The sequence below is a fragment of the Mycolicibacterium neworleansense genome (assembly GCF_001245615.1).
GTDB classification, from domain to species: Bacteria; Actinomycetota; Actinomycetes; order Mycobacteriales; family Mycobacteriaceae; genus Mycobacterium; species Mycobacterium neworleansense.
In genome coordinates, this window is record NZ_CWKH01000001.1 from 1850390 (window position 1) to 1872986 (window position 22597).

Annotated in this window: 21 protein-coding genes and 1 pseudogene; 12 read left to right on the forward strand and 10 right to left on the reverse strand. The window is 67.2% G+C overall.

Annotated features, from left to right (window positions below; genetic code table 11):
* Positions 1–10: 10 nt before the first annotated feature.
* From BN2156_RS08645 to BN2156_RS08660, 4 genes are all read right to left on the reverse strand, one after another.
* On the reverse strand, positions 11–1063 hold the full coding sequence (locus BN2156_RS08645; RefSeq protein WP_090512398.1) for an alcohol dehydrogenase catalytic domain-containing protein: 1053 nt from the start codon (positions 1061–1063) through the stop codon (positions 11–13).
* The gene (locus BN2156_RS08650) at positions 1063–2259 is read right to left on the reverse strand and encodes an LLM class flavin-dependent oxidoreductase (RefSeq protein ID WP_090512400.1); all 1197 of its coding nucleotides are present in this window, start codon (positions 2257–2259) and stop codon (positions 1063–1065) included. The genes BN2156_RS08645 and BN2156_RS08650 overlap by 1 nt, the downstream gene beginning before the upstream one ends.
* An 86-nt stretch (positions 2260–2345) precedes the next feature.
* Positions 2346–2984 (reverse strand): TetR/AcrR family transcriptional regulator, encoded by a 639-nt coding sequence (locus tag BN2156_RS08655; protein ID WP_090512403.1) that lies wholly within the window; start codon positions 2982–2984, stop codon positions 2346–2348.
* A 43-nt stretch (positions 2985–3027) separates the two neighbouring features.
* Positions 3028–3402, reverse strand: coding sequence for a DUF952 domain-containing protein (locus BN2156_RS08660; RefSeq protein WP_090512405.1), 375 nt, complete (start codon positions 3400–3402; stop codon positions 3028–3030).
* 159 nt (positions 3403–3561) lie between these two features.
* Between BN2156_RS08660 and BN2156_RS08665 the strand changes: the two genes are divergently transcribed.
* Together BN2156_RS08665 and BN2156_RS08670 are read left to right on the forward strand one after the other, a co-directional pair.
* On the forward strand, positions 3562–3753 hold the full coding sequence (locus BN2156_RS08665; protein ID WP_036444951.1) for a DUF7455 domain-containing protein: 192 nt from the start codon (positions 3562–3564) through the stop codon (positions 3751–3753).
* Positions 3754–3817: 64 nt separating this feature from the next.
* Positions 3818–4813, forward strand: coding sequence for a YihY/virulence factor BrkB family protein (locus BN2156_RS08670; protein WP_090512408.1), 996 nt, complete (start codon positions 3818–3820; stop codon positions 4811–4813).
* Here BN2156_RS08670 and BN2156_RS08675 read toward each other — a convergent pair.
* Positions 4803–5039 carry a DUF3039 domain-containing protein gene (locus tag BN2156_RS08675; RefSeq protein WP_003880577.1) on the reverse strand — a complete coding sequence of 79 codons (237 nt, stop codon included), beginning with the start codon at positions 5037–5039 and terminating at the stop codon, positions 4803–4805. The two genes, BN2156_RS08670 and BN2156_RS08675, sit on opposite strands and share 11 nt — an antisense overlap.
* Before the next feature lie 77 nt (positions 5040–5116).
* Here BN2156_RS08675 and BN2156_RS08680 point away from each other — a divergent pair, with 77 nt between their 5' ends.
* From BN2156_RS08680 to BN2156_RS08690, 3 genes are all read left to right on the forward strand, one after another.
* A complete protein-coding gene (locus BN2156_RS08680; protein WP_090512411.1) occupies positions 5117–5545 on the forward strand; it encodes a DUF3099 domain-containing protein in 429 nt (142 codons plus the stop codon).
* Between the two features lie 117 nt (positions 5546–5662).
* Positions 5663–6652 (forward strand): sigma-70 family RNA polymerase sigma factor, encoded by a 990-nt coding sequence (locus tag BN2156_RS08685; RefSeq protein ID WP_255376491.1) that lies wholly within the window; start codon positions 5663–5665, stop codon positions 6650–6652.
* Between the two features lie 194 nt (positions 6653–6846).
* Positions 6847–7536: an iron-dependent transcriptional repressor DtxR gene (locus BN2156_RS08690; RefSeq protein WP_036444961.1), complete on the forward strand. Its 690-nt coding sequence runs from the start codon at positions 6847–6849 to the stop codon at positions 7534–7536.
* A 3-nt stretch (positions 7537–7539) separates the two neighbouring features.
* Here the strand turns inward: BN2156_RS08690 and BN2156_RS08695 are convergent, their stop codons facing one another.
* On the reverse strand, positions 7540–8607 hold the full coding sequence (locus BN2156_RS08695) for a DUF4192 domain-containing protein (RefSeq protein ID WP_090512414.1): 1068 nt from the start codon (positions 8605–8607) through the stop codon (positions 7540–7542).
* Between the two features lie 168 nt (positions 8608–8775).
* On the opposite strand from BN2156_RS08695, the pseudogene BN2156_RS08700 reads away from it, so the two are divergent.
* The 4 genes and pseudogenes from BN2156_RS08700 to BN2156_RS08715 all read left to right on the forward strand — a co-directional run.
* A pseudogene (locus BN2156_RS08700) lies at positions 8776–9753 on the forward strand (FAD-dependent oxidoreductase); the annotation flags it as partial.
* A 218-nt stretch (positions 9754–9971) separates the two neighbouring features.
* Entirely contained in the window at positions 9972–10997 is a 1026-nt protein-coding gene (locus BN2156_RS08705) for a proteasome assembly chaperone family protein (RefSeq protein ID WP_090512416.1), read from the forward strand.
* A 36-nt stretch (positions 10998–11033) separates the two neighbouring features.
* The gene (locus tag BN2156_RS08710; RefSeq protein WP_090512418.1) at positions 11034–12056 is read left to right on the forward strand and encodes an alpha/beta fold hydrolase; all 1023 of its coding nucleotides are present in this window, start codon (positions 11034–11036) and stop codon (positions 12054–12056) included.
* Positions 12057–12125: 69 nt separating this feature from the next.
* Entirely contained in the window at positions 12126–12812 is a 687-nt protein-coding gene (locus BN2156_RS08715; protein ID WP_090512420.1) for a PhzF family protein, read from the forward strand.
* Between the two features lie 12 nt (positions 12813–12824).
* Here BN2156_RS08715 and nrdR read toward each other — a convergent pair whose 3' ends face one another.
* Together nrdR and BN2156_RS08725 are read right to left on the reverse strand one after the other, a co-directional pair.
* Positions 12825–13280 (reverse strand): transcriptional regulator NrdR, encoded by a 456-nt coding sequence (nrdR, locus tag BN2156_RS08720; protein ID WP_019348288.1) that lies wholly within the window; start codon positions 13278–13280, stop codon positions 12825–12827.
* A gap of 164 nt (positions 13281–13444) precedes the next feature.
* Positions 13445–13864: a LysM peptidoglycan-binding domain-containing protein gene (locus BN2156_RS08725; protein WP_235625250.1), complete on the reverse strand. Its 420-nt coding sequence runs from the start codon at positions 13862–13864 to the stop codon at positions 13445–13447.
* Between the two features lie 281 nt (positions 13865–14145).
* Here BN2156_RS08725 and lexA point away from each other — a divergent pair, with 281 nt between their 5' ends.
* On the forward strand, positions 14146–14868 hold the full coding sequence (lexA, locus tag BN2156_RS08730; protein WP_090512423.1) for a transcriptional repressor LexA: 723 nt from the start codon (positions 14146–14148) through the stop codon (positions 14866–14868).
* Between the two features lie 45 nt (positions 14869–14913).
* Here lexA and BN2156_RS08735 read toward each other — a convergent pair whose 3' ends face one another.
* Positions 14914–17256 (reverse strand): LGFP repeat-containing protein, encoded by a 2343-nt coding sequence (locus tag BN2156_RS08735; protein WP_090512424.1) that lies wholly within the window; start codon positions 17254–17256, stop codon positions 14914–14916.
* A 180-nt stretch (positions 17257–17436) separates the two neighbouring features.
* On the reverse strand, positions 17437–18597 hold the full coding sequence (locus tag BN2156_RS08740; RefSeq protein WP_090512427.1) for an acyl-CoA dehydrogenase family protein: 1161 nt from the start codon (positions 18595–18597) through the stop codon (positions 17437–17439).
* A 101-nt stretch (positions 18598–18698) separates the two neighbouring features.
* On the opposite strand from BN2156_RS08740, the gene BN2156_RS08745 reads away from it, so the two are divergent.
* Positions 18699–20987 carry a molybdopterin-dependent oxidoreductase gene (locus BN2156_RS08745; protein WP_090512429.1) on the forward strand — a complete coding sequence of 763 codons (2289 nt, stop codon included), beginning with the start codon at positions 18699–18701 and terminating at the stop codon, positions 20985–20987.
* Between the two features lie 108 nt (positions 20988–21095).
* Positions 21096–22586: a PE-PPE domain-containing protein gene (locus BN2156_RS08750; protein WP_090512432.1), complete on the forward strand. Its 1491-nt coding sequence runs from the start codon at positions 21096–21098 to the stop codon at positions 22584–22586.
* Positions 22587–22597 lie beyond the last annotated feature (11 nt).

The following is a 22597-nucleotide window of genomic DNA, read 5'->3' on the forward strand; positions in this document are numbered from 1 at the left end:
GGGGTCGGCCTCACGCCCCGGGCAGCACCAGAATCTTGACGTGCGCCTCGGGGTCACGCAGCGCCTCGAATGCGTCACCCAGGCCATCGAGGCCGACCCGCCCCGTGATGATGGCCTCGGCGTCGATCTCCCCGTCGGCCAACCGCTTCAGCACGGTGTCGTAGGCCTCGTGGTAGGGACCGTGACCGAAGTTGATGGCGATCTGCCGGAACTGCGCGACCACCGGAATGATCGTCTCGTCACCGAAAGGTGAAGCCACGACCTGGATCCGGGATCCGAACGGCAAAGTATGGGTCAGCGTGTTCAGGGTGCCGACCCGGCCGCTGCTTTCGTAGGCGATCAAGATGCCCCCCCCGCCGCGGCCCGCCATGAGCATCGAATTCCACAGCTCGATCGGATCCTGCTCGTTGGGGTCGACCACCATGTCGGCGCCCATCTTGGCGGCCAGCTCCCGGCGCTTGGGCGACGGCTCGGCGGCGATCACCGTGTGTGCCCCGTGCGCCTTGGCGGCCAAGATCGTGCCGAGACCGATGGAGCCGCAGCCGATCACCAATGCGGCGTCGGCCTCGGTGAGCCCCGACTGCTGCACATGCATCTCACCGACATGCAGCGGTTCGGCCAAGGTCGCGTGCTCGAGTGACAACCCGTCGGGCACCTTGCGGACCCAGAATCCGTCGACGACGATGAATTCGCCGAAGGCCCCGTGGTATTCGTTCGAGTAGCCGATGATCGTCGGGATGCCGGTGCCGGCCTCGGTGGCCACACCGATCCCCGCCACCCGATCACCGACCTCGAAATCAGATACTCCCGGGCCACATTCGACGACCGTGCCGGCGTACTCGTGCCCGAGCACGATGGGCTTGGTGTGGTCGAACACCGCAAGCGGAAAACCCCCGGCCGCCGCGACCGACACGAACCGGCAAGGGTCTTTCGACATGCTCAGATCGCTGCCACAGATGCCGCAGGCCGCAACCTTGATCCGCAGCTGTCCGGGTCCGGCGGCAGGTGGTCCGCTGACATCGGTGACGGTGAAGCTGCCGTCGAAGTACTCCGCCGCGCGCATCACGCCCCCTGTCCGGCGAGCTGCTCGGCGGGCTGGCCGTAATAGTCGGTGTGCGCCTTGGTGATGGCACCGATGAGGCCGCCGAGGAGGTACTCGGAGTTGTCCTCGGCGAACTGCAGGCTGGCCTGCCGGCCCACGTTGCGTTTCTTGAAGTGCGGGATGACCTCGGAGGCGAACAGCTCGTAGCTGCGTTTGGTGTCCTCCCAGCCGGCCATGTCCACATGCATGATCAGCAGCGTGCCGAACCCGCCGGTCTTCTCGATGAGCCGCTCGATCTGGGCGATCGCATCCTCCGGCGTGCCGATGATGACCTGCCCGAACTCGCCCAGGTTGTCGGTGCGCCACTGGTTGATGATGCCCGCGGGGGTCTGCGCCCAATCGGGGTTGATGCCCTGCTGCCGGTTGACGTATTCGGCGATGGCGTGGATGCGGCGGCTGACCGCCCGCTCGGCGTCGGCCCGGGTCTCGGCGAGGAACATCGGGTTGACCAGCCGCCAGGTGGCGCGGTCCGCACGGTGCCCGTTCTCGGCTGAAATCTTCTCGTACACACCCCAGTTGCGGTCGAGCACATCGAATCCGCCCGGCGAGCTGGCGGCCAGGGACAGCAGTGACAACCCGTGTGTGCCGGCCAGCACCGACCCGTTCGGCGAGATGGTCGAGGCGGTCGCCACCTCGATGCCCGCCGGATCGTAGGTGGGCAACTGGGCCCGCGCATCGCGCAGGGTGAACCAGTCGGTCTCCATGTCGACGACCTCGCCGCGCAGCAGCCGCAGCACCGCCTCCAGAGCCTCACCCTGCATGCGGCGCTGATCGATCGGATTGATACCCATCATGTGCGCATCCAGGGGGATCTTGCCCGGGCCGGTGCCGACGATCAGGCGGCCGCGGGTCTGCAGGTCGAGTTGGGTGATGCGGTCCGCGGTGATCAGCGGGTGGTGGTACGGCAGCGACATCACGCCGGTGCCGAACCGGATGCGCTCGGTGCGCTCGGCCGCTGCGGCGATGAACATGTCCGGCGCCGGGACGATTTCAGACCCGGTCGAGTGGTGCTCACCCATCCACGCCTCATCGAATCCGAGATGGTCGAGGTGCTCCATCAGGTCGATGTCACGTCGCAGCTGCAGGGCCGGGTCGGCATTGAGGGGGTGATAGGGCGCCAGGAACGCCCCGAACTTGATCGAACTCGAATTCCACATGCCCGGGACGCTATATGGATCGAATGATTGGATCAAGTGATCCATAAATTTCGGCGTGAAAGCTCCCGCTGGACAGGATGGATCGGTCAGGAACCGAGCAGGCGGTCGACCCCGCCGACGACGAAACTCACCAGGTCGTCGTAGAAGTCACGCAGTTCCGCTTCGTCCAGCCGGCCGCCGTTGCGGCGCCATTCGTCGGCACGGCTCAGCGCCTGGATGAAGTTCATGATCGAGATGGCCCAGCGCAGTTCCAGGCGCGCCGGATCGGAATCCGGAAACGCCCGCTGCACCTGGGTGAACAATTCGTCGGGAAGGTGCTGCTCGGTGTCGAGCAGGACCGGATTGTTGTCCTGGGAGATCTGCGCGATGATCTTGATCCATCGCATGCCCCGGACCCGATGGCGCAGTAGCAGTTTCAGATACGGCTCGGTGACCGCCCGGACGAGCGCGTCGGCGCTCGGCGCGACCGGGTCGGCCGCGAGCACCGCCACGTTGGCCGCGATCTCGTCACGCACCGGCGCGCCCACATCGGTGAGCACCGCGCGCAGCAGATCGTCCTTGGATCCGAAGTGGTAGTGCACCGAGGCGGCACCGAGCCCCGCGGCGGCATTGACCGCCCGCACCGACACCGCATCGACCCCCTGGGCGGCGAACAGCCGCTCGGCAGCCTTCACCAGACGCAGCCGGGTGGCCGCGCCCTGCCGATTGTGGGCCGCGCCGGACACGTGACGAGCATGTCACGCGCCGCGCCGGCTGCTGAGCTGCGCTCTACCCCGACGGCGTGTCGCCGGAGAGCGGCGCAAACCGTCCGTGGCCGTCGGGCGCGTAGGCCGTGGTGGTCGTCACAGCGCCGGTCGGCAGCGGACCGTACAGATGCGGGAACAGCATCGCTTCCGGATCCGTGGGAACCCCCGGCTCCCAGCGCACGGGATCCGTCAACTTCGCCGGATCGATGTGCAGCAGCACGAGGTCGTCGCGACCGGAGTAGAGCCGGTTCGCCGGCAGATGCACCTGCTCGGGCGCCGAGAGGTGGACGAACCCCTGCGCGCTCAGCGAGTCCGGGCGGTGCTCGCCGGTACGCTGGGCCGTCCGCCATTCCTCGACGCTGCACAGGTGAACGAGGACACGCGGCGACGGATGCATACCGCCAGCTTGCCTGTCCAGCAACACGGCGGCCAAGTGAGACACGACACACCGGTGAACCCTTGGGGAACAAGGCCGGAATCCAAAACGTCTGACAGAGTAGACATACGCAATCGAGGCGCCTTTGCCGAGATGCGCAGAGCAGAAGACGGAGGAGCCATGAACGCAACTCTGACAAGCCCGGAGCTAACCAGAGCCGATCGCTGCGATCGTTGCGGTGCGGCCGCGCGCGTGCGCGCGAAGCTGCCCTCAGGAGCCGAGTTGCTGTTCTGCCAGCACCACGCCAACGAGCACGAAGCCAAGCTGGTCGAACTGGCCGCTGTGCTGGAAACCAGCACGGCAGACGCCTGATCGCCGACCTCCGACACGACCCGCCTGGGCAGGAGCACGTTTCGTCAGTAATGCTTGACTGGTCATGACTGGCCAGCCGCTTCCAGTACCACCATCACGCCACCACATCTGGCACATCACTCGACGCACATTGTCGAAGAGCTGGGACGACTCCATCTTCTCGGAGTCGGCACAGGCGGCGTTCTGGTGCGCGCTGTCGTTGCCTCCCCTACTGCTGGGGATGCTCGGCAGCCTGGCCTACATCGCACCGTTGTTCGGGCCGGACACGCTGCCGACGATCCAGGATCAGCTGATCAACGCGGCGAACAGCTTCTTCTCCCCCAACGTCGTCAACGAGATCATCGAACCGACGATCCGCGACATCGTCAGGGGCGCCCGTGGCGAGGTGGTGTCGGTGGGTTTCGTGATCTCGCTGTGGGCCGGGTCGTCGGCGGTGTCGGCTTTCGTGGACTCCATCGTGGAGGCCCACGATCAGACGCCGCTGCGGCATCCGGTGCGGCAGCGCTTCTATGCGCTGGGCCTGTACGTGATCATGCTGGTCGCCGCGATCGGCATGGCGCCGCTGCTGGCGCTCGGGCCTCGGGCCGTCTCCGAACACATCCCGGACAGCTGGGACAACGTACTGCGGTACGGCTATTACCCGGCGCTGTTCCTGGCGGTGTTCGTCGGCGTGACGATCCTGTACCGGGTCTCGTTGCCCGCGCCGATCCCGACGCACCGCCTGATGCTGGGCGCGGTACTGGCCACCGTGGTGTTCCTGGTCGCGACGTTCGGGCTGCGGATCTACCTGACCTGGATCACCAGCACCGGCTACACCTACGGGGCGCTGGCCACGCCGATCGCGTTCTTGCTGTTCGCATTCTTCCTGGGTTTCGCCATCATGCTCGGCGCCGAACTCAACGCGGCCATTCAAGAGGAATGGCCTGCGGCGGACACGCACGCCAGGAGACTGCGGGAATGGCTGGAGGTAAAAGCCCTCAACGGCTCCCAGAATGACGAAGCTCAGGCACCGGTGGAATCACCAGCGCCCGAGCCCGCCGAGCCGCCGCCTACTTCTTGAGCTGCTCGTAGATCTTCTTGCAATCCGGGCACACCGGAGAGCCCGGCTTGGGCGACTTCGTCACCGGGAACACCTCGCCGCACAACGCGACCACATGCGTGCCCATGACGGCACTTTCGGCGATCTTGTCCTTCTTGACGTAATGGAAGAACTTGGGGCTGTCGTCGTCGGTCCCGTCGTCGACGCGTTCGTCGGTGTCCGGGCGCTCGATGGTCTGGGTCTGCATAGTTTTATTGTGCCTGGCTGCGGGGTATAGCGAAATCCGCCTGTCACCACCGCGGGAAGGTGTGGAACAGTAGAAGCATGAAACAAAGCCACGAGCTGAGTTTCGACGACGATTTCGGCGACGATTTCGGCAAGGAAGCCCGCCCGGTTCTCATCACCAAAGCCGCACCCGCCTACGAAGTGCAGCACCGCCAGCGCGTCCGCAAGTACCTGACGTTGATGGCCTTCCGCATACCCGCGCTCATCCTGGCCGCGGTTGCCTACAACATCTGGCAGAACGGGCTGATCTCGCTCGCGATCATCGTGGTGTCGATACCGCTGCCCTGGATGGCGGTACTGATCGCCAACGATCGGCCGCCCCGCAGCGCCGAGGAGCCCCGGCGTTACGCCGGCCGCGGCGAGCGCATTCCACTGTTCCCCACCGCGGAGCGGCCGGCGTTACAGAAGGAGCCGTTCGTGCCACCGCAACCGGACGCAGCGCGATCCGGTGACGATGACCCCAGCTGAGCGGCTTCTTTAGCCATTCTCAGGACATTCTCAGGTCGCTTCGGAAAAACTGCAGCTCAACGGGCATGAATCCGAGGATCGGCGGGAACTCTCAAGGCATCTACGACGTTGTAGTGCATGACAGTTCGAGCCGATCAGGAGGCCGTCATGGCAAATGCCACCACAAGCCGCGTCGACAGCGATCTGGACGCCCAGAGCCCTGCCGCCGACCTCGTGCGCGTGTATCTGAACGGCATCGGCAAAACGGCGTTGCTCAACGCCGCCGATGAGGTAGAGCTCGCAAAGCGCATCGAGGCAGGCTTGTACGCCCAGCACGTGCTGGACACCAAGAAGCGTCTGGGCGAGAACCGCAAACGCGACCTGGCCACCGTGGTCCGCGATGGCGAGGCAGCGCGCCGGCATCTGCTGGAGGCCAACCTGCGCCTGGTGGTGTCGCTGGCGAAGCGTTACACGGGTCGCGGCATGCCGCTGCTCGACCTGATCCAGGAGGGGAACCTGGGCCTGATCCGCGCGATGGAGAAGTTCGACTACACAAAGGGCTTCAAGTTCTCCACGTATGCCACGTGGTGGATCCGCCAGGCCATCACCCGCGGAATGGCGGACCAGAGCCGCACCATCCGGCTCCCGGTCCACTTGGTTGAGCAGGTCAACAAGCTGGCCCGGATCAAGCGTGAGATGCACCAGAACCTCGGCCGCGAGGCCACCGACGAGGAACTGGCCGAGGAGTCGGGCATCCCGGTCGAGAAGATCAACGACCTGCTGGAGCACAGCCGCGATCCGGTGAGCCTGGACATGCCGGTCGGCACCGACGAGGAAGCCCCGCTGGGCGACTTCATCGAGGACTCCGAGGCGATGTCGGCCGAGAACGCCGTCATCTCCGAGCTGCTGCACACCGACATCCGCCACGTGCTGGCCACGCTCGACGAGCGCGAGCAGCAGGTGATCCGGCTGCGGTTCGGCCTCGATGACGGCCAGCCCCGCACCCTGGACCAGATCGGCAAGCTGTTCGGTCTGTCCCGCGAGCGGGTCCGCCAGATCGAGCGTGAAGTTATGGCCAAGCTCCGCAACGGCGAGCGTGCGGATCGGCTCCGCTCCTACGCCAGCTAGTCCCCCTCCTGTCGAGGTGCCCCGCCGGTTACCGGTGGGGCACCTCGCATATTCAGGGGTTTCCTGGTGTTTCCACCCGCTTGGCCTGGGGTTTTCGACCAGGATGTGACCTGCCCGACGCCCCGATGTTGCGCCGCAGTTCAAACGCCGGAAACGGTAGACTGTGCGGTGACGTTTGGGCTGGGAAGGCGCGCATGAACGATCTGGTCGACACCACCGAGATGTACCTACGGACGATCTACGACCTCGAGGAAGAGGGCGTGGTGCCGTTGCGTGCCCGCATCGCCGAACGGCTCGACCAGAGCGGTCCGACGGTGAGCCAGACGGTGTCACGCATGGAGCGCGACGGCCTGCTGCACGTGGCCGGTGACCGGCACCTGGAATTGACCGACAAGGGCCGCGCCCTCGCGGTCGCCGTGATGCGCAAGCACCGGCTGGCCGAGCGGTTGCTCGTCGATGTGATCGGCCTGCCGTGGGAGGACGTCCACGCCGAGGCGTGCCGCTGGGAGCACGTGATGAGCGAGGACGTGGAGCGCCGTCTGGTCCAGGTGCTCGACAACCCCACCACCTCGCCGTTCGGCAACCCCATCCCGGGCCTGTCGGACCTCGGCGTCGGCGCGGCGGGCTTCGACGATGTCAGCCTGGTCCGGCTCACCGAACTCCCGGTCGGACTGCCGGTGGCCGTGGTGGTGCGCCAACTCACCGAGCACGTTCAGGGCGACACCGAGCTCATCGGCCGGCTCAAGGATGCCGGCGTCGTGCCGAACGCGAGGGTCACCGTCGAGGCCAACGACCACGGCGGCGTGATGATCGTGATCCCCGGACACGAGCAGGTCGAGCTGCCCCATCACATGGCACACGCGGTCCGCGTCGAAAAGGTCTAGCACTCAGCAGGCCCGGCGTCCCCATGGCCGGCGCGGCGGCAACTGCACGCCGAGTTGCTCGGCCAACCGGTACCCGGTGAGCGCCAGCTCGCGGATCCGCGCCGGGTGCATCCCCGCTTGCAGTGCGGTATCGAGCATCCCGGCCATCCGGTGCGTCGGGCGCGCCCGCAGCGCGGCGTCCAGCGATACACCGGCCAGTGGACCGTCGCCGCGCGCATACGCCGAGAAGGCCAGGAGCACAAGGGCTTCCACCCGCCACGGATCGGGCAGATTGCGGGCCAGCAGGGCCCACAACGCTTCGGCCTGATCTGCGCACTCCCCGACCGCCAGCGCATAGAGCGTGTCGCGGACCCGCGGATCGGCCAGGCCGACAGCCAGCCGCGCCACCTCGGCACCAGCGGGCACCTCGCCCTCGGCCACGCGCATTGCTGCCGTGAGCGTCGCTTCGACATCACCGCGCACCTCGGCGTCGGGCCGGGTGTCCGCGCACCCCGGGCGCTGCGTCGCGAGCGCCAACGGGCGTTTCATCGAGTCGGTGGCGACCGGGTCCGGCCGGATCACCTGGAGCAACTCGTCGCGGCTGGCGTAGAGCCGACGGCCGTCGAGCACCGCGGCGGCCGCCAGCGGCGAGGCCCCCGGATCATCCACCGGCCCATGTTCGCCACAGCCGTCCGCGCAGTGCCAGGACCCTCCGGCAGCCACCTTGTCCACGACGTGCGCGGCACAGAGTTCGATGCCGTCGGCTGCCAGCGCCTGGTCGAGCACCGAGGCCAGATCGCGGTAACGGTCATCGCAGGCGCGGCAGTCCGTGCTGTGCTCGTCCACCACCACGGCGATCACCGCGCTCGCGCCGGACGTGGCCGCGAGGTCGACCAGGTGCCCGATGCGGCCGGTCATGTCGTCGGCCAGATCGGCGCGCATGACGCAGCCCAGCTCGCCCCGGTCAACGGTGACCAGGACGAGGCTGCGGTGCGGGACGAATCCGAGTACCGCGGGCAGCGCGGCGATCAGCGCACCGGGATGGCTGAGTCGGAAGTCGAAATCGGGCGAGGATGGCGATGGTGTGGTCATGGCTCGACGGTTCCAACCGGCCCCGTCACGAACCGACGCCCGAACCGGCCGGTTGCGGGTGTCTGGGGATGAATTCCGCGCTGGGGATAACTCGGCAGCCATTTGTTCACCCGGTATTCGGTGCCGCCGACATGCGGGCGACCGGCAACCGGCGTAGATATTTGTGCCATGGGTTCGATGCAGGAGTATGACCTCGTCGTCATCGGTTCGGGTCCCGGCGGTCAGCGCGCCGCCATCGCCGCAGCGAAGCTCGGCAAGACCGTCGCGGTGATCGAACGGGGCATGATGCTCGGCGGTGTGTGCGTCAACACCGGCACCATCCCGTCCAAGACACTTCGCGAGGCGGTCGTCTACCTGACCGGCATGAGCCAACGCGAGCTGTACGGCGCCAGCTACCGCGTCAAGGACAAGATCACCCCGGCCGATCTGCTGTCGCGCACCCAGCACGTGATCGGCAAGGAGATCGACGTCGTGCGGTCCCAGCTGATGCGCAACCGCATCGAGCTCTATACCGGGCACGGCCGGTTCCAAGACGACCACACGATCGTCGTCGAAGACCCCACCCGAGCCGAATTGGTCACCGTCCGTGGCCGTTTCATCGTCATCGCGACCGGGACCAAACCCGCCCGACCGGCCGGGGTGACGTTCGACGAGGCCCGTGTCCTCGATTCCGACGGCATCCTCAATCTCAGCAGCCTGCCCACCTCGATGGTGGTGGTCGGCGCCGGGGTGATCGGCATCGAATACGCCTCGATGTTCGCCGCGCTGGGCACCAAGGTCACCGTGGTGGAGAAGCGCACCGACATGCTCGAGTTCTGCGACCCCGAGATCATCGAATCACTTCGCTTTCATCTGCGAGACCTGGCAGTGACGTTCCGGTTCGGCGAGGAGGTGACCGCCGTCGACATCGGCACCTCGGGCACCGTGACCACGCTGGCCAGCGGCAAGCAGATCCCCGCCGAGACCGTGATGTACTCGGCCGGGCGCCAAGGCCAGACCGACCACCTCGACCTGGCCAACGCCGGGTTGGAATCCGACAACCGCGGCCGCATCTACGTCGACGACAACTTCACCACCAAGGTGGACCACATCTACGCGGTCGGCGACGTCATGGTGCCCGGCCCGGCGCACGCCGCCGCGGCGGTCATTGCCGCCGCCGCGACTGTGAGCTTCGCCATCCGGGTCGCCTGCATCATCACGATCTTGCCTGATCGCGGGGATGGCCGCCGGAATGCCGGACCCACCCCGGCGCGTTCGAACGCACAAGCGGGGCGGACCGAACCCACGACCCGGGTATGCGAGACACTAGATGGCACGGTGGTGGGCCGTCACAGCGTCCTACCGCAGCGAGGAGACGAAGCGAGATGACCGACAGCAGCGACACCCCAGACCAGCACTACCAGCCCGATCAGAGCGGCATGTACGAGCTTGAGTTCCCGGCGCCGCAGCTGTCGTCGTCGGATGGCCGCGGGCCGGTGTTGATCCATGCCCTGGAGGGGTTCTCCGATGCCGGCCACGCGATCCGGCTGGCCGCCGAGCACCTCAAGGACACGCTCGACACCGAACTGGTGGCATCGTTCGCCATCGACGAGCTGCTCGACTACCGGTCGCGGCGGCCGCTGATGACGTTCAAGACCGACCATTTCACCAGCTACGAGGAACCCGAGCTGAACCTGTACGCCCTGCACGACGGGGTCGGTACGCCGTTTCTGCTGCTCGCCGGCCTGGAGCCGGACCTGAGGTGGGAACGTTTCATCACCGCGGTGCGGCTGCTGTCCGAGCAGCTCGGGGTGCGCCGGGTGATCGGGCTCGGCACCATCCCGATGGCGGTGCCGCACACCCGCCCGGTCATGCTCACCGCGCACGCCAACGACAAGGAACTGATCGCCGACCACACGCCGTGGGTCGGCGAGGTCCAGGTGCCGGCCAGCGTGTCCAACCTGCTCGAGTTCCGGATGGCCCAGCACGGCCATGAGGTGGTGGGCTACACCGTGCACGTGCCGCACTACCTGGCCCAGACCGCCTATCCGCCTGCCGCCGAGGCGCTGCTCGCCGAGGTGGCCCGGACAGGTTCGCTACAACTGCCACTGGAGAAACTGTCCGAGGCCGGCGCCGAGGTCTACAGCAAGATCAACGAGCAGGTAGAAGCCAGCGCCGAGGTCGCCCAAGTGGTCACCGGGTTGGAGCGCCAGTACGATGCGTTCGTTGCCGCACAGGAGAATCGGTCCCTGCTGGCGCGTGACGAGGAACTGCCCAGCGGTGACGAGTTGGGTGCCGAGTTCGAACGGTTCCTCGCCCAGCAGGCCGGTGACAAGTACAAGGACGACAAGTACAAAGACGGACGTGACGGCTTCGGCGACGGATTCCCGAACGGCGACAACCACTCCTAGGAGCCCGATGCCGGGCCGAGAGCGAGGTTGACCAGCATGACCGAGCGCAAACCCCACCTGCGGACCGTTCGCGAGCTCACCCCGACGCTCGAATACCGCACGATCCACGGATACCGGCGGGCCTTTCGGGTGGCCGGATCCGGCCCGGCGATCCTGCTGATTCACGGCATCGGTGACAACTCCACCACCTGGCACACCGTGCAATCGGCGCTGGCGCAGCGGTTCACCGTGATCGCCCCGGATCTGCTCGGCCATGGCAGCTCCGACAAGCCGCGCGCGGACTATTCGGTGGCGGCCTATGCCAACGGCATGCGCGACCTGCTCAGCGTCCTCGACATCGACCGGGTGACCGTGGTCGGGCATTCGCTGGGCGGCGGTGTGGCCATGCAATTCGCCTACCAGTTCCCGCAGTTGGTGGACCGCCTCATCCTGGTCGGCGCCGGTGGGGTCACCAAGGACGTCAACATGGCGTTGCGGGTGGCCTCACTCCCGATGGGCAGTGAGGCGCTGGCCCTGCTGCGGCTGCCCTTGGTGCTGCCGGCGTTGCAGCTGGCCGGCCGGGCCGCGGGCGCGGTGTTGGGCTCAACCGGCCTCGGGCACGACATTCCGGACATGTTGCGCATCCTGGCGGATCTTCCGGAGCCGACGGCATCGTCGGCCTTCGCCCGGACCCTGCGCGCCGTTGTGGACTGGCGTGGCCAGGTCGTCACCATGCTGGACCGCTGTTATCTGACCGAATCCGTTCCCGTGCAGCTGATCTGGGGCGACTCCGACTCGGTGATCCCCGTCAGCCACGCCCGGATGGCACATTCGGCAATGCCCGGTTCCCAATTGGAGATCTTCTCCGGATCCGGGCATTTTCCGTTCCACGACGATCCCGACCGCTTCGTCGAGGTGGTCGAACGCTTCATCGACACCACCGAACCATCGGTCTATGACCAGGATCGGCTCCGCAGCCTGCTGCGCAGCGGACGGACCGAATCGGCGATGAGCGGGCCGTTCGACACCCAGATCGCGGTGCTCGACGCGATGGACGCCGACGAGCGCAGCGCCACCTGATCCTCTGGCCCGCACGGCTGCCCGGGCAGTCCGCCCGAGCGGCCACGGCATGCGACGTAGCATCGGTTTATGGCCATCGACGTCACCGTGTTGCGTGTGTTCACCGACTCCGAGGGCAGGTACGGCAATCCGCTCGGGGTCATCGACAACAGCACCGTCGCCCCCGGCGACCGGCAGCGGATCGCCACCGAATTGGGTTACAGCGAAACCGTATTCATCGATCTGCCGCAGCCCGGCGGTAATTCGGCCAGTGCCCACATCTTCACCCCGGTCGCCGAGTTGCCGTTCGCCGGGCATCCGACCGTCGGCGCGTCGTGGTGGCTGCGCGAAATCGGGTTTCCGGTCCACACCCTGCGGGTGCCTGCGGGCATCCTCCAGGTCGACTATGACGGCGATCGTGCCGTCGTGAATGCCCGCTCGGAGTGGGCGCCGGAGTTCGCCATCTACGACCTGGCCTCGGTCGACGAACTGCTCGCCGCCGACCCCGACGATTTCGACGAGGCCGAGGAGAACTATCTGTGGGCCTGGATCGACAAGGAGAAGGGCACGGTGCGATCCCGGTCGTTCGCACCGCATCTGGGCATCCCCGAGGACGAGGCCACCGGGGCGGCTGCGGTTCGGATGACCGACTATCTCAGCCGGGACCTGACGATCGTCCAGGGAAAGGGATCGGTGATCGAGACCCGCTGGAGTCCTGAGGGCTGGGTTCGCCTGGCCGGCCGCGTCGTCAACGACGGCACTTCCCAGTTGGACTGAGGAGGGACCGGACTACGCCTCGGCGCGGTGGGCCCGCAGCGCCTCGATCTCACGCTCGAAGTCTTCGGCCGAGGAAAACGACCGGTACACCGAGGCGAACCTCAGGTAGGCCACCTCGTCCAGTTCACGCAGGGGACCGAGAATCGCCAGGCCGACCTCGTGGCTGGGGATCTCCGGTGTGCCCAGGCCGCGGACCGCGTCCTCGACCTTCTGCGCCAGCACGTTGAGGGCATCGTCGTCGACCTGACGGCCCTGACAGGACCGGCGCACCCCGCGGATGACCTTCTCGCGACTGAACGGCTCGGTCACCCCGCTGCGCTTCACCACGGCCAGCACGGCCGTCTCAACGGTGGTGAACCGCCGACCGCACTCAGGGCAGGACCGCCGGCGCCGGATGGCCTGACCCTCATCGGTCTCTCGGGAATCGACCACACGCGAATCAGGATGACGGCAGAACGGACAATGCATTACCGCTCCTTCGTCATGCCGTCGGACAACTAGTTCGAGCGCCCTTGAGCGTACCCGCGATGCCCGCGGCAGACTCACCGCCGGGTCCAGTGGGGTGTAGGTGCTCATGCCGACGCCGGCCAGTGTGGCTGACTGCCAGGACGATTCAGCGGACATCGCGCTGCTCAGCCAACCGGCGCGAGCAACGTCTGCCCGGCATCGACTGCCGCGGAATCGAGCTGGTTGAGATCACGGATCTGCTCGACGACCCGCGCCACCGGGGCGTCCGGGGCGACCCGCCGGGCCACCTGCTGCAGCGTCTCCCCTGACTTCACCTGAACCACCGCAAGTTCGGTCGGGCTCGGCGTCTGTGCGTCGGCGCCCAGCACGCCGCCGAACTGGGCAACCAACCCCAGCCACACGGTGATGCCGGCCGCGACCAGCGCCAGCAAGACCGTTGTCAGCGGCGTGATGGGCCGGCTGCGGTGCGATGCCCGCGACATCAGCACGCCGGTTCCGCGGTAGTGGACCGAACCACCGCCGGGCCGGCCGGGCGCGGGCGGCGCGCGGCGGCGAGTTCGGCGTGACGGGGACCCGGACAGCACGGGAACGGCTTTCGGCGGGGATATCGATGATCGCCATCTGACTGCCTTTCGGTGGGACGGATTCGCTCCTGTGTTCGAACATAGTCGCTCAAGTGTTCGATGGATAGAACATGTGATCGAACTGTTGCCAAACGATAGAACAGGGCACCGACAAGTACGGCCGGGCGAAGCCCGCGCGGACCCCGGCCCGGGACCCACAGGGCCTCCACCAGCGGACAAGCCCACGACACGCGTCGAACACATGTTTGATTAATGTTCAAGCAGCGACTACATTCGGCCACATGAGCGACGACCGCAGCAGGGACGGCAGCACCGACAACCCGGCCGGATCGGACGACACGGGCCCACGCCGGGCCGAGGGCGGCCTCACCGACCGGCAACGGACGATTCTGGACGTGATCCGCGCGTCGGTGAACAGTCGCGGTTACCCGCCCAGCATCCGAGAGATCGGCGACGCGGTCGGCTTGACCTCGACTTCGTCGGTCGCCCACCAGTTGCGCACCCTGGAACGCAAGGGCTATCTACGACGCGACCCCAACCGGCCGCGCGCGGTCGACGTGCGGGCCGCCGACGATCCGGCGGCCGCCGCCGTGGTCTCCACCGACGTGGCCGGCTCCGATGCGCTGCCCGAACCGACCTTCGTCCCGGTGCTCGGCCGGATCGCGGCGGGCGGTCCGATCCTGGCCGAGCAGGCCGTCGAGGATGTCTTCCCGCTGCCCCGCGAACTGGTCGGCGAGGGCTCGCTGTTCCTGCTCAAGGTCGTCGGGGACTCGATGGTCGACGCCGCCATCTGCGACGGCGACTGGGTGGTGGTGCGCCAGCAGAGCGTGGCCGACAACGGGGACATCGTGGCAGCCATGATCGACGGCGAGGCCACCGTCAAGACGTTCAAGCGGACGCGCGGTCAGGTCTGGCTCATGCCCCACAATCCGGCGTACGACCCGATCCCCGGTAACGACGCCGCGGTGCTCGGCAAGGTCGTCACCGTGATCCGCAAGATCTGACCGGCCGGGATCGTCCCGGCCGCGGACGGCGGCCGGGACAAGACTTCAGTCCGTTCGGACGAAACCGTTGGTACGAGCGAATTCCTCACTGGCGAACCAGATCTCGGCCACCGCGTCGTCGTACTCACTGCTGTCGGGTGCCCAGTACCGGCCGGACTTCGTGTCTGCCTTGATCGGGTAGCCCTCCGGCGCGCGGTTCGGGTCTTCCAGCGGTAGGTGGATTGCCGTGGCGCTGGGGATCTCCTCGAGTTCGATGGCCGCGTGACGCCCGCTGTGCGTCTCGCTGCTGTACGCCTCGGCCTCGGTGATGACGCGGGTCGGAGCGGTGTCGACATTGTCCTGATCGTTCGGCGCGGCAAAGCCGCCCAGCGCCGCGAAAGCTGACGCCCCGCTCACGCCGCCCGGCGGACTGACGAGCGCCCCGGTGTCGGCCAGGTCCTCATCCGCGAGCTCCGCTTCGATCTCGACATCGGCGTCGTCGCCCTCGGCGACCTCCTCGAAGTCCGCGTCGATGGGGGTGTCGAGGTCCTCGTCGTCGAAGTCCTCGTCATCGAAGTCATCCTCTTCGAAGTCGTCGTCCTCGAAGTCGTCATCGTCTTGATAGCCGTCGTCTTCGTAGCCGTCGAAGCCGCGGTCCGGCGCCGGGCCGGCCAGGCGCGGGGAATCCTCGGGCGGCTCATCGTCCTCACCCGGCGATCGGTACCCGCCGGCCGAACCCTGTGGAGCGGCCCACTGACTGACCGGCATGGCGATGTCGGTGGGACCGTCGTACGGGGACGCCGCAGCCCCGGACTCGTCGGCCGGTCCGGCGAATCGCGCCGTCGTGGCTTCACCGGCACCGTAAGCGCCACCCGGCCGGTAGCCGCCCACCGCCTCGCCGCCGCCCTCATCTTCGAATTCGTCGCGGTCGTACCCGCGCGATTCGTAGCGCGCCTCGTCGTAGCGGCTGTCGTCATAGCGTGAGTCCCCGGGCCCGCCGTCGTCGTAGTCATCGTCGAACGGATCGCGGTCGAAATCGTCATCACCACCGGCCCGGCGGCGGTGCCACAGCGCGGCCCCGACGATCAGACCTGCCAGCAGCAGCACCGGGACCACCGCGATCAGCCACCACCAGCTCCAGTGCCAGGTGAACGGCTTCTTGGTGTCACCGGTCGAGGGTTGCGGACCGCCGGCATGCGGCTGTCCGAGACCCGGAATCTGCAGGCCGCTCAACTCGGAGGCGAGCTTGGAGGGTTCGGTGGTGAACTTGTTGGCCTCGCGATCCCAGGAGATCGCTCCCCCGCTGAACCGCTGACTGATCACCGAACCGTCTTCGGTCTGGTCGGCCATCGGGGCGCCCAGTGCACCCTTGGCCCCGCCCAGCTTGTCCCAGGCCGCCTTCATCGCGCCTCGGACGATCACTGCGCCGTAGTCGGGGGTCCAGAAGATGACGGGTTCGTCGGCCGCGGCGAAGGTGCTGATCCGGCTGTTGGGTCCGAGGCCGCCCTCGGACTCGCTGGCGGTCGGGAAACCCAGATCGCCTTCGGGGCCGCCGACGCTTTCGTACTTCTCCAGCAGTTGACCGGTGACGGCGTTGGCCCCGGTGGCCGGACTGTAGAAGATCTTGCCGCCGGCGTAGTTCTGGCCCAGCCCGTCGTTGCCGATCGGATATTGGTCACCGTCCTTGGCGCCCAGCGGGCCCATCGGCCCGCCCGCCGCGCGGCGAGCCGCGGCGATCGCCGCGGCCGGGTCCGAAGGGACGTCCAGACCGGCGAGCTGATCGGCCAGTTCCGGCGGCACCGTGGTGAACGCCTTGGTCTTGCGGTTCCAGGAAATCTCACCGCCGGTGAACTTCTGGGAAATCACATCGCCGTCGAACGACTCGTCGTCGGCCGGGACGCCCAGCACTCCGGCGGACCCGCCGAGCTTGTCCCACGCGGCGTTGATCGCACCCCGGACCACCCGGGCACCGGTGGCCGGGGTCCAGAAGATGACGGGGTTGTCAGGCGCGCTCAACGTCGAGTTGCGGCTGTCGGCAGCCCGGCCCGCGCCCTCGTCGATGGTGGGGAATCCCAGATCGCCGTCGGCGGCGCCGCCCAACGACTCGTACTTCTCCAGAATCGCGCCCTGCATGAAGTGGGCGCCGGTCGCCGGCGTGAAGAACATCTTGCCGCCGGCGAAGTTCTGCGCGAAGCCCGAACCCACTGCGTACACGCCGCCCTGCCGCGGTCCGAGCGGCCCGCCGTCACCGCCGTTGGCTTCCCAGGCGGCGACGATCGCCGCGTCGGCATCGGACTCCGGGGTGGCCGAAGCCACCGCCGGCACCGTCAAAGCAGCGACCACGAGTGCGAGCAGGCCGACCGCCAACCGCCACACGGCCGCGTTCAGCCTCGCTCCAGGCCTAGTCATGCGCCCTCCCCGCTCGTTCGGCAAAGTTTCCTCAGAAGTGTCCCGCCCCGACAACTTTGCTTCAGCAGGTGACGATAACCAAGGAACGTGGCCGATCATGGCCAAAAAACCCGCAATATCCGGGTGTTCTGACCCAAAATCGGGCTTTCCCGGGTGTTACCCGCGCAATATCGGGGGTGCCTAGACGCCCAGACTGCGTCCGATGATCTCCTTCATGATCTCGGTGGTGCCGCCGTAAATGGTCTGCACCCGAGCATCGAGGTAGGCCCGCGCCACCGGATACTCACGCATGTAGCCGTAGCCGCCGTGCAGCTGTAGGCAGCGGTCGATGAGGTCGACCTGCTTCTCGGTGGAGTACCACTTGGCCATCGCGGCCTGCTCCACGGTGAGCTTCTCGTCGAGGTGCAACCGGATGAACTCGTCGACCATCATGCGCACCACGGTGGCCTCGGTCGCGAGTTCGGCCAGCAGGAACCGGCTGTTCTGGAAGCTGCCGATCGGCTTGCCGAATGCCTTGCGTTCCTTGGTGTACTGCACCGTCTGCTCCAGCACGGCCTCCATCGCCGCGGCAGCCATGATGGCGATCGAGATGCGCTCCTGCGGCAGGTTCTGCATCAGGTAGACGAAACCCTGACCTTCCTCACCGAGCAGGTTCTCGACCGGCACCTTGACGTCGGTGAACGACAACTCGGCGGTGTCCTGGGCCTCCAGGCCGATCTTGTCCAGGTGCCGGCCCCGTTCGAAGCCCTCCATGCCGCGCTCCACCACCAGCAGGGAGAAGCCCAGCGCGCCCTTCTCCGGGTCGGTCTGGGCGACGACGATCACCAGGTCGGAGTGGATGCCGTTGGTGATGAACGTTTTCGATCCGTTGAGCACGTAGTGGTCGCCGTCGCGGACCGCACGGGTCTTGATGCCCTGGAGGTCGCTGCCCGTACCGGGTTCGGTCATTGCGATCGCCGTGATCAATTCACCGGTACAGAACTTGGGCAGCCAGCGCTGCTTCTGCTCCTCGTTGGCCAGGCGCAGCAGATAAGGCGCGACGACGTCGTTGTGCAGGCTGAAGCCGATGCCGCTGTAGCGGCCGGCCACGGTCTCCTCGCAGACGATCGTGTTGTACCGGAAATCGTCGTTGCCGCCGCCGCCGTACTCCTCGGGCACCGCCATGCCGAGAAAGCCCTGCTTACCCGCCTCGAGCCAGACTCCGCGGTCAACGATCTTGTCCTTCTCCCACTGGTCGTGGAAGGGCGCGACATGCTTGTCCAGGAATGCGCGGTAGGACTCGCGGAACAACTCGTGCTCCGGTTCGAACAACGTGCGGTCGTATTTCACAACACTGCCCATGGTGTGACCTCCGGTACTGGTTACGGATTTGGGGCCAACCTATACCAACCGGGTGGTTGGTCAGCTCCGGGGAGGGTGGGTAGCGCCCGTAAACTCTGGTCATGCCCCGGTCCCCCATGAGCCTTGCGCACTGGGGCGCCTTCACCGCGGACGTCGCCGACGGCGACATCGCCGCCGTCACCGCACTCGGCAGTGACACCGACCCCTCACCGTTGCTCGGAAACCTCCCCGGCTCCATCCGGCACCGCTCCCGCGTCGCCGGGCCCGCGGTGCGCCGCGGCTGGCTGCGTGACGGCCCCGGTCCCAGCGCCGAACGCGGCGCCGACGAGTACGTCGCGGTGTCGTGGGACGAGCTCACCGAACTGCTGGCCGACGAGTTGCGGCGCGTCGTCGACAGCTACGGCAACGAGGCGATCTACGGTGGGTCCTACGGCTGGGCCAGCGCCGGACGCTTCCACCACGCCCAGAGTCAGGTCCACCGCTTCCTGAAAATGCTTGGCGGCTACACGTTTTCCCGCCATTCCTACAGCCTGGGCGCGACCGGGGTGATCATGCCGCGGGTGGTCGGGACCCATGACGACCTGTTCAAACGCTCCACCGACTGGGATGTCATCGCCGACCACACCGACCTGCTGGTCTGTTTCGGAGGTGTCGCGCTGAAGAACACCGGCATCAATCACGGTGGCACCACGGCACATCCGGCCCGCGACGCGCTGCGCCGGATGCGGGAGCGCGGCGGACAGGTCGTGTCGTTGAGCCCGCTGCGCGATGACGTCGACGGCGACTGCCGCTGGCTGGCCCCGGTGCCCGGCACCGATGTGGCGGTGATGCTCGCCCTGGCCTATGTCCTGGCCACCGAGGGGCTGGCCGATCTGGATTTCCTGGAGACACATTGCACGGGGTATCCGCGGTTCGAGCGTTACCTGCTGGGTCGCGACGACGGTGTCGCCAAGAGCCCCCGGTGGGCGTCGGCGCTCAGCGGTCTGCCCGCCGGCGAGCTCACCGCCCTGGCCCGGCAGATGGCCGCGTCGCGCACCCTGGTCACTGTCAGCTGGTCCCTGCAGCGGATCCGGCACGGCGAGCAGGCTCCGTGGATGGGCCTGACCCTGGCCGCGATGCTCGGCCAGATCGGTGTTCCGGGAGGTGGTTTCGGGCACGGCTACGGGTCGATGAACGAGCCGGGGCTGCCGCCGCTGCGCTGCGGCCTGCCCGCCCTGCCGCAGGGGCCCAACCCGGTGCAGACGTTCATCCCCGTCGCGGCGGTCGCCGACATGTTGCTGCACCCCGGTCAGCCGTTCGATTACAACGGCATGCAATTGACCTACCCCGACATCAAGTGCGTGTACTGGGCCGGCGGCAATCCGTTCCACCATCACCAGAACATCCCGCGATTGCGCCGGGCCCTGTCGCGGGTGGACACCGTCGTGGTGCACGACCCGTACTGGACGGCGATGGCCAAGCACGCCGACATCGTGGTGCCCTCGACCACCGCCTATGAGCGCGAGGACTATTCGGGATCGCGCAACGACCCGCTGCTGGTGGCCATGCCCGCACTGGCGCGGCCGTATGCCGACTCCCGCGACGACTACACCACGTTCTCGGCACTGGCCGAACGGCTCGGCTTCGGCCCACGGTTCACCGAGGGCCGAACGGCGCGGGAGTGGCTGGTCCACATGTACGAAAAGTGGTCAGCCGGGCTGGATTTCGAGGTTCCTGGGTTCGACGAGTTCTGGGCGGACGGGCAGCTGCGGCTGCCCACCGAACCGGGCCTGACCCTGCTGGCCGATTTCCGGGCCGATCCGGTCGGGCGCCGGCTGGCCACCCCGAGTGGTCGCATCGAGATCTTCTCGCAGGCCATCGACGGGTTCGGCTACGACGACTGCGCCGGCCACCCCCGGTGGTACGAGCCGACGGAGTGGCTGGGCGGCAAGCGTGCGCAGACCTATCCGCTGCACCTGCTGGCCAATCAGCCCGCGACCCGGCTGCACAGCCAGCTCGACGGTGGCGCCACCAGTCAGTCGTCGAAAGTCCAAGGGCGTGAACCGATCCGGATCCACCCGGATGACGCGGCCGCGCGGGGTCTGGCCGAGGGCGACGTGGTGCGGGTGTTCAACGATCGCGGGGCCTGCCTGGCCGGGGTGGTCATCGACGACCAGTTGCGCCCGGCGGTGGTGCAATTGTCGACCGGGGCCTGGTTCGACCCGGCAGATCCGGCCGACCCGGATTCGATGTGCGTACACGGCAACCCCAACGTGCTCACCGACGATGTCGGCACCTCCGCGCTGGCGCACGGTTGCACGGGGGCGCATGTGCTGGTGCAGGTCGAGAAGTTCGATGGAACGCCGCCCCCGGTGCGGGCGCACGAACCCCCGGTGATCCGGAACCGCTGAAGCCGTTGGGCGGCAACCACTTCGGCCGTTTGCCCGGTAGCGGTTCCGTGACGGTGCAAAGATCCCCTCAGCGCTGACGGCGGCGTCAGCAGAAGGAGATCCGGGCCGATGCGATTCTCACCCCGTTCTGCTGCCAGGTCACTGCTGGTCGGCGCCGTGGCCATATCCGGTTCGGTGGCCATCGGCCTGACACCTGTCGGCACCGCGGCGCTCGGCCTGGTGGTGGCGGCCACCCCGCTGATCGTGCCCGGCACGGGGACCCCGGATCCGCAGAACTCGAACAACTACATGAGCAACGCCGTCGCCTATTACGTACAACCCACCGGTAGTTGTGGTGCCGCCGACTGTGCCGAACCGGTGCCGGTCCCCTATATCGCCCAGTTCTGGCCGTTTCCGTTCGCCGGGTGGGGCGGCCTGGAAGGCGCCAAATGGAACGTCTCGGTCGCCAGCGGGGTCACCCGGCTGACCAGCGAACTCGTCGGGGACAACAATCCCAGTGCCGCGCACCCCGTGGTCGTCTTCGGGTATTCGCAGGGCGCCACCGTGGCCAGCATCGTCAAGGGCAATCTGGCCGATCTGACCGACGAGCAGAAACAGAATCTGAGCTTCGTCCTGATCGGCAATCCGAACCGCCCGGACGGCGGGCTGTTCGAACGGCTGGCGATCCTGGGAACCGTGCCGATCCTCGACGCGACGTTCGGCCAGCCCACTCCGACCGACACGGGCATCCAGACCTACGACATCGCGCTGCAGTACGACGGCGTCGCCGACGCTCCGTCATGGGTGCTCAATCCGCTCGCCCTGGCCAACGCACTGGCCGGCTTCCAATACGTGCACGGCACCTACCTGGACCCCAGGGGCGACGATCCGGCCACCGCCACTCCCTACGGCTACACCCCCGAGCAGGTGCAGGCCGCCATCGAGAACGCCAAGGCGAACTGCAGTGCCGAAACGCACTGCCAGAAAGTAGACGGCAGCGACACCTACTACATCACGCTACCGGCGAAGACGCTGCCCATCATGCAGCCGTTCCTGGATCTGGGTGAGGCCACCGGCACTTCGGCCCTGGTGATCCCGCTCGTCGACCTGGCCTCGCCGATGGCGCAGACTCTGATCGAAACCGGTTACACCCGAACCGATTACAGCCAGCCCACACCCTTCCAGGTGCTGCCGCGGTTCAATCCGGTCAAGTTGGCAGGCGATCTCGTCAACGACATCCCCGAGGGCATCCAGGCAGCACTCAACCCCGGCCTCGATCCGCTGCCCGGGTGGACCGACCCGACCGAATCGGCCGACACCGCGACAGTTCAAGACAGCGACGATGTTTCGATCACCGCCGCGAGCCCGGCAACGGATATCCCGACGAAGGTGGCAGCCAAGGCACATCCCAAACCGCTGCTGCGGCTCAGCGCCGTCGCCAAACCGAAGGAGGGGCTGTCCACCCCGGCCGGCACCATCTCCCCCCAACGTCCGTCTTTGCCGAAGGCGGAGGGCATCAAGGGACATCCGGTGCGCGACTTCACCAAGTCACTCGGTAAGACCGTGCGCAAGGCACTCGGTCAGGAGGATGACGCCAAGAAGTCCGAGCCCGCCGCCTGACGTCCGGGCCG

Excerpts from the sequence above, each read along its gene's own strand:
- BN2156_RS08690 (WP_036444961.1), top strand. The coding sequence starts at position 6,847 with ATGAACGATCTGGTCGACACCACCGAGATGTACCTACGGACGATCTAC.
- BN2156_RS08650 (WP_090512400.1), bottom strand. The coding sequence starts at position 2,259 with ATGTGGAATTCGAGTTCGATCAAGTTCGGGGCGTTCCTGGCGCCCTAT.
- nrdR (WP_019348288.1), bottom strand. The coding sequence starts at position 13,280 with ATGCATTGTCCGTTCTGCCGTCATCCTGATTCGCGTGTGGTCGATTCC.
- lexA (WP_090512423.1), top strand. The coding sequence starts at position 14,146 with ATGAGCGACGACCGCAGCAGGGACGGCAGCACCGACAACCCGGCCGGA.
- BN2156_RS08660 (WP_090512405.1), bottom strand. The coding sequence starts at position 3,402 with ATGCATCCGTCGCCGCGTGTCCTCGTTCACCTGTGCAGCGTCGAGGAA.
- BN2156_RS08645 (WP_090512398.1), bottom strand. The coding sequence starts at position 1,063 with ATGCGCGCGGCGGAGTACTTCGACGGCAGCTTCACCGTCACCGATGTC.
- BN2156_RS08710 (WP_090512418.1), top strand. The coding sequence starts at position 11,034 with ATGACCGAGCGCAAACCCCACCTGCGGACCGTTCGCGAGCTCACCCCG.
- BN2156_RS08715 (WP_090512420.1), top strand. The coding sequence starts at position 12,126 with ATGGCCATCGACGTCACCGTGTTGCGTGTGTTCACCGACTCCGAGGGC.
- BN2156_RS08745 (WP_090512429.1), top strand. The coding sequence starts at position 18,699 with ATGCCCCGGTCCCCCATGAGCCTTGCGCACTGGGGCGCCTTCACCGCG.
- BN2156_RS08665 (WP_036444951.1), top strand. The coding sequence starts at position 3,562 with ATGAACGCAACTCTGACAAGCCCGGAGCTAACCAGAGCCGATCGCTGC.
- BN2156_RS08680 (WP_090512411.1), top strand. The coding sequence starts at position 5,117 with ATGAAACAAAGCCACGAGCTGAGTTTCGACGACGATTTCGGCGACGAT.
- BN2156_RS08685 (WP_255376491.1), top strand. The coding sequence starts at position 5,663 with ATGACAGTTCGAGCCGATCAGGAGGCCGTCATGGCAAATGCCACCACA.
- BN2156_RS08705 (WP_090512416.1), top strand. The coding sequence starts at position 9,972 with ATGACCGACAGCAGCGACACCCCAGACCAGCACTACCAGCCCGATCAG.
- BN2156_RS08695 (WP_090512414.1), bottom strand. The coding sequence starts at position 8,607 with ATGACCACACCATCGCCATCCTCGCCCGATTTCGACTTCCGACTCAGC.
- BN2156_RS08670 (WP_090512408.1), top strand. The coding sequence starts at position 3,818 with ATGACTGGCCAGCCGCTTCCAGTACCACCATCACGCCACCACATCTGG.
- BN2156_RS08740 (WP_090512427.1), bottom strand. The coding sequence starts at position 18,597 with ATGGGCAGTGTTGTGAAATACGACCGCACGTTGTTCGAACCGGAGCAC.
- BN2156_RS08750 (WP_090512432.1), top strand. The coding sequence starts at position 21,096 with ATGCGATTCTCACCCCGTTCTGCTGCCAGGTCACTGCTGGTCGGCGCC.
- BN2156_RS08735 (WP_090512424.1), bottom strand. The coding sequence starts at position 17,256 with ATGACTAGGCCTGGAGCGAGGCTGAACGCGGCCGTGTGGCGGTTGGCG.
- BN2156_RS08675 (WP_003880577.1), bottom strand. The coding sequence starts at position 5,039 with ATGCAGACCCAGACCATCGAGCGCCCGGACACCGACGAACGCGTCGAC.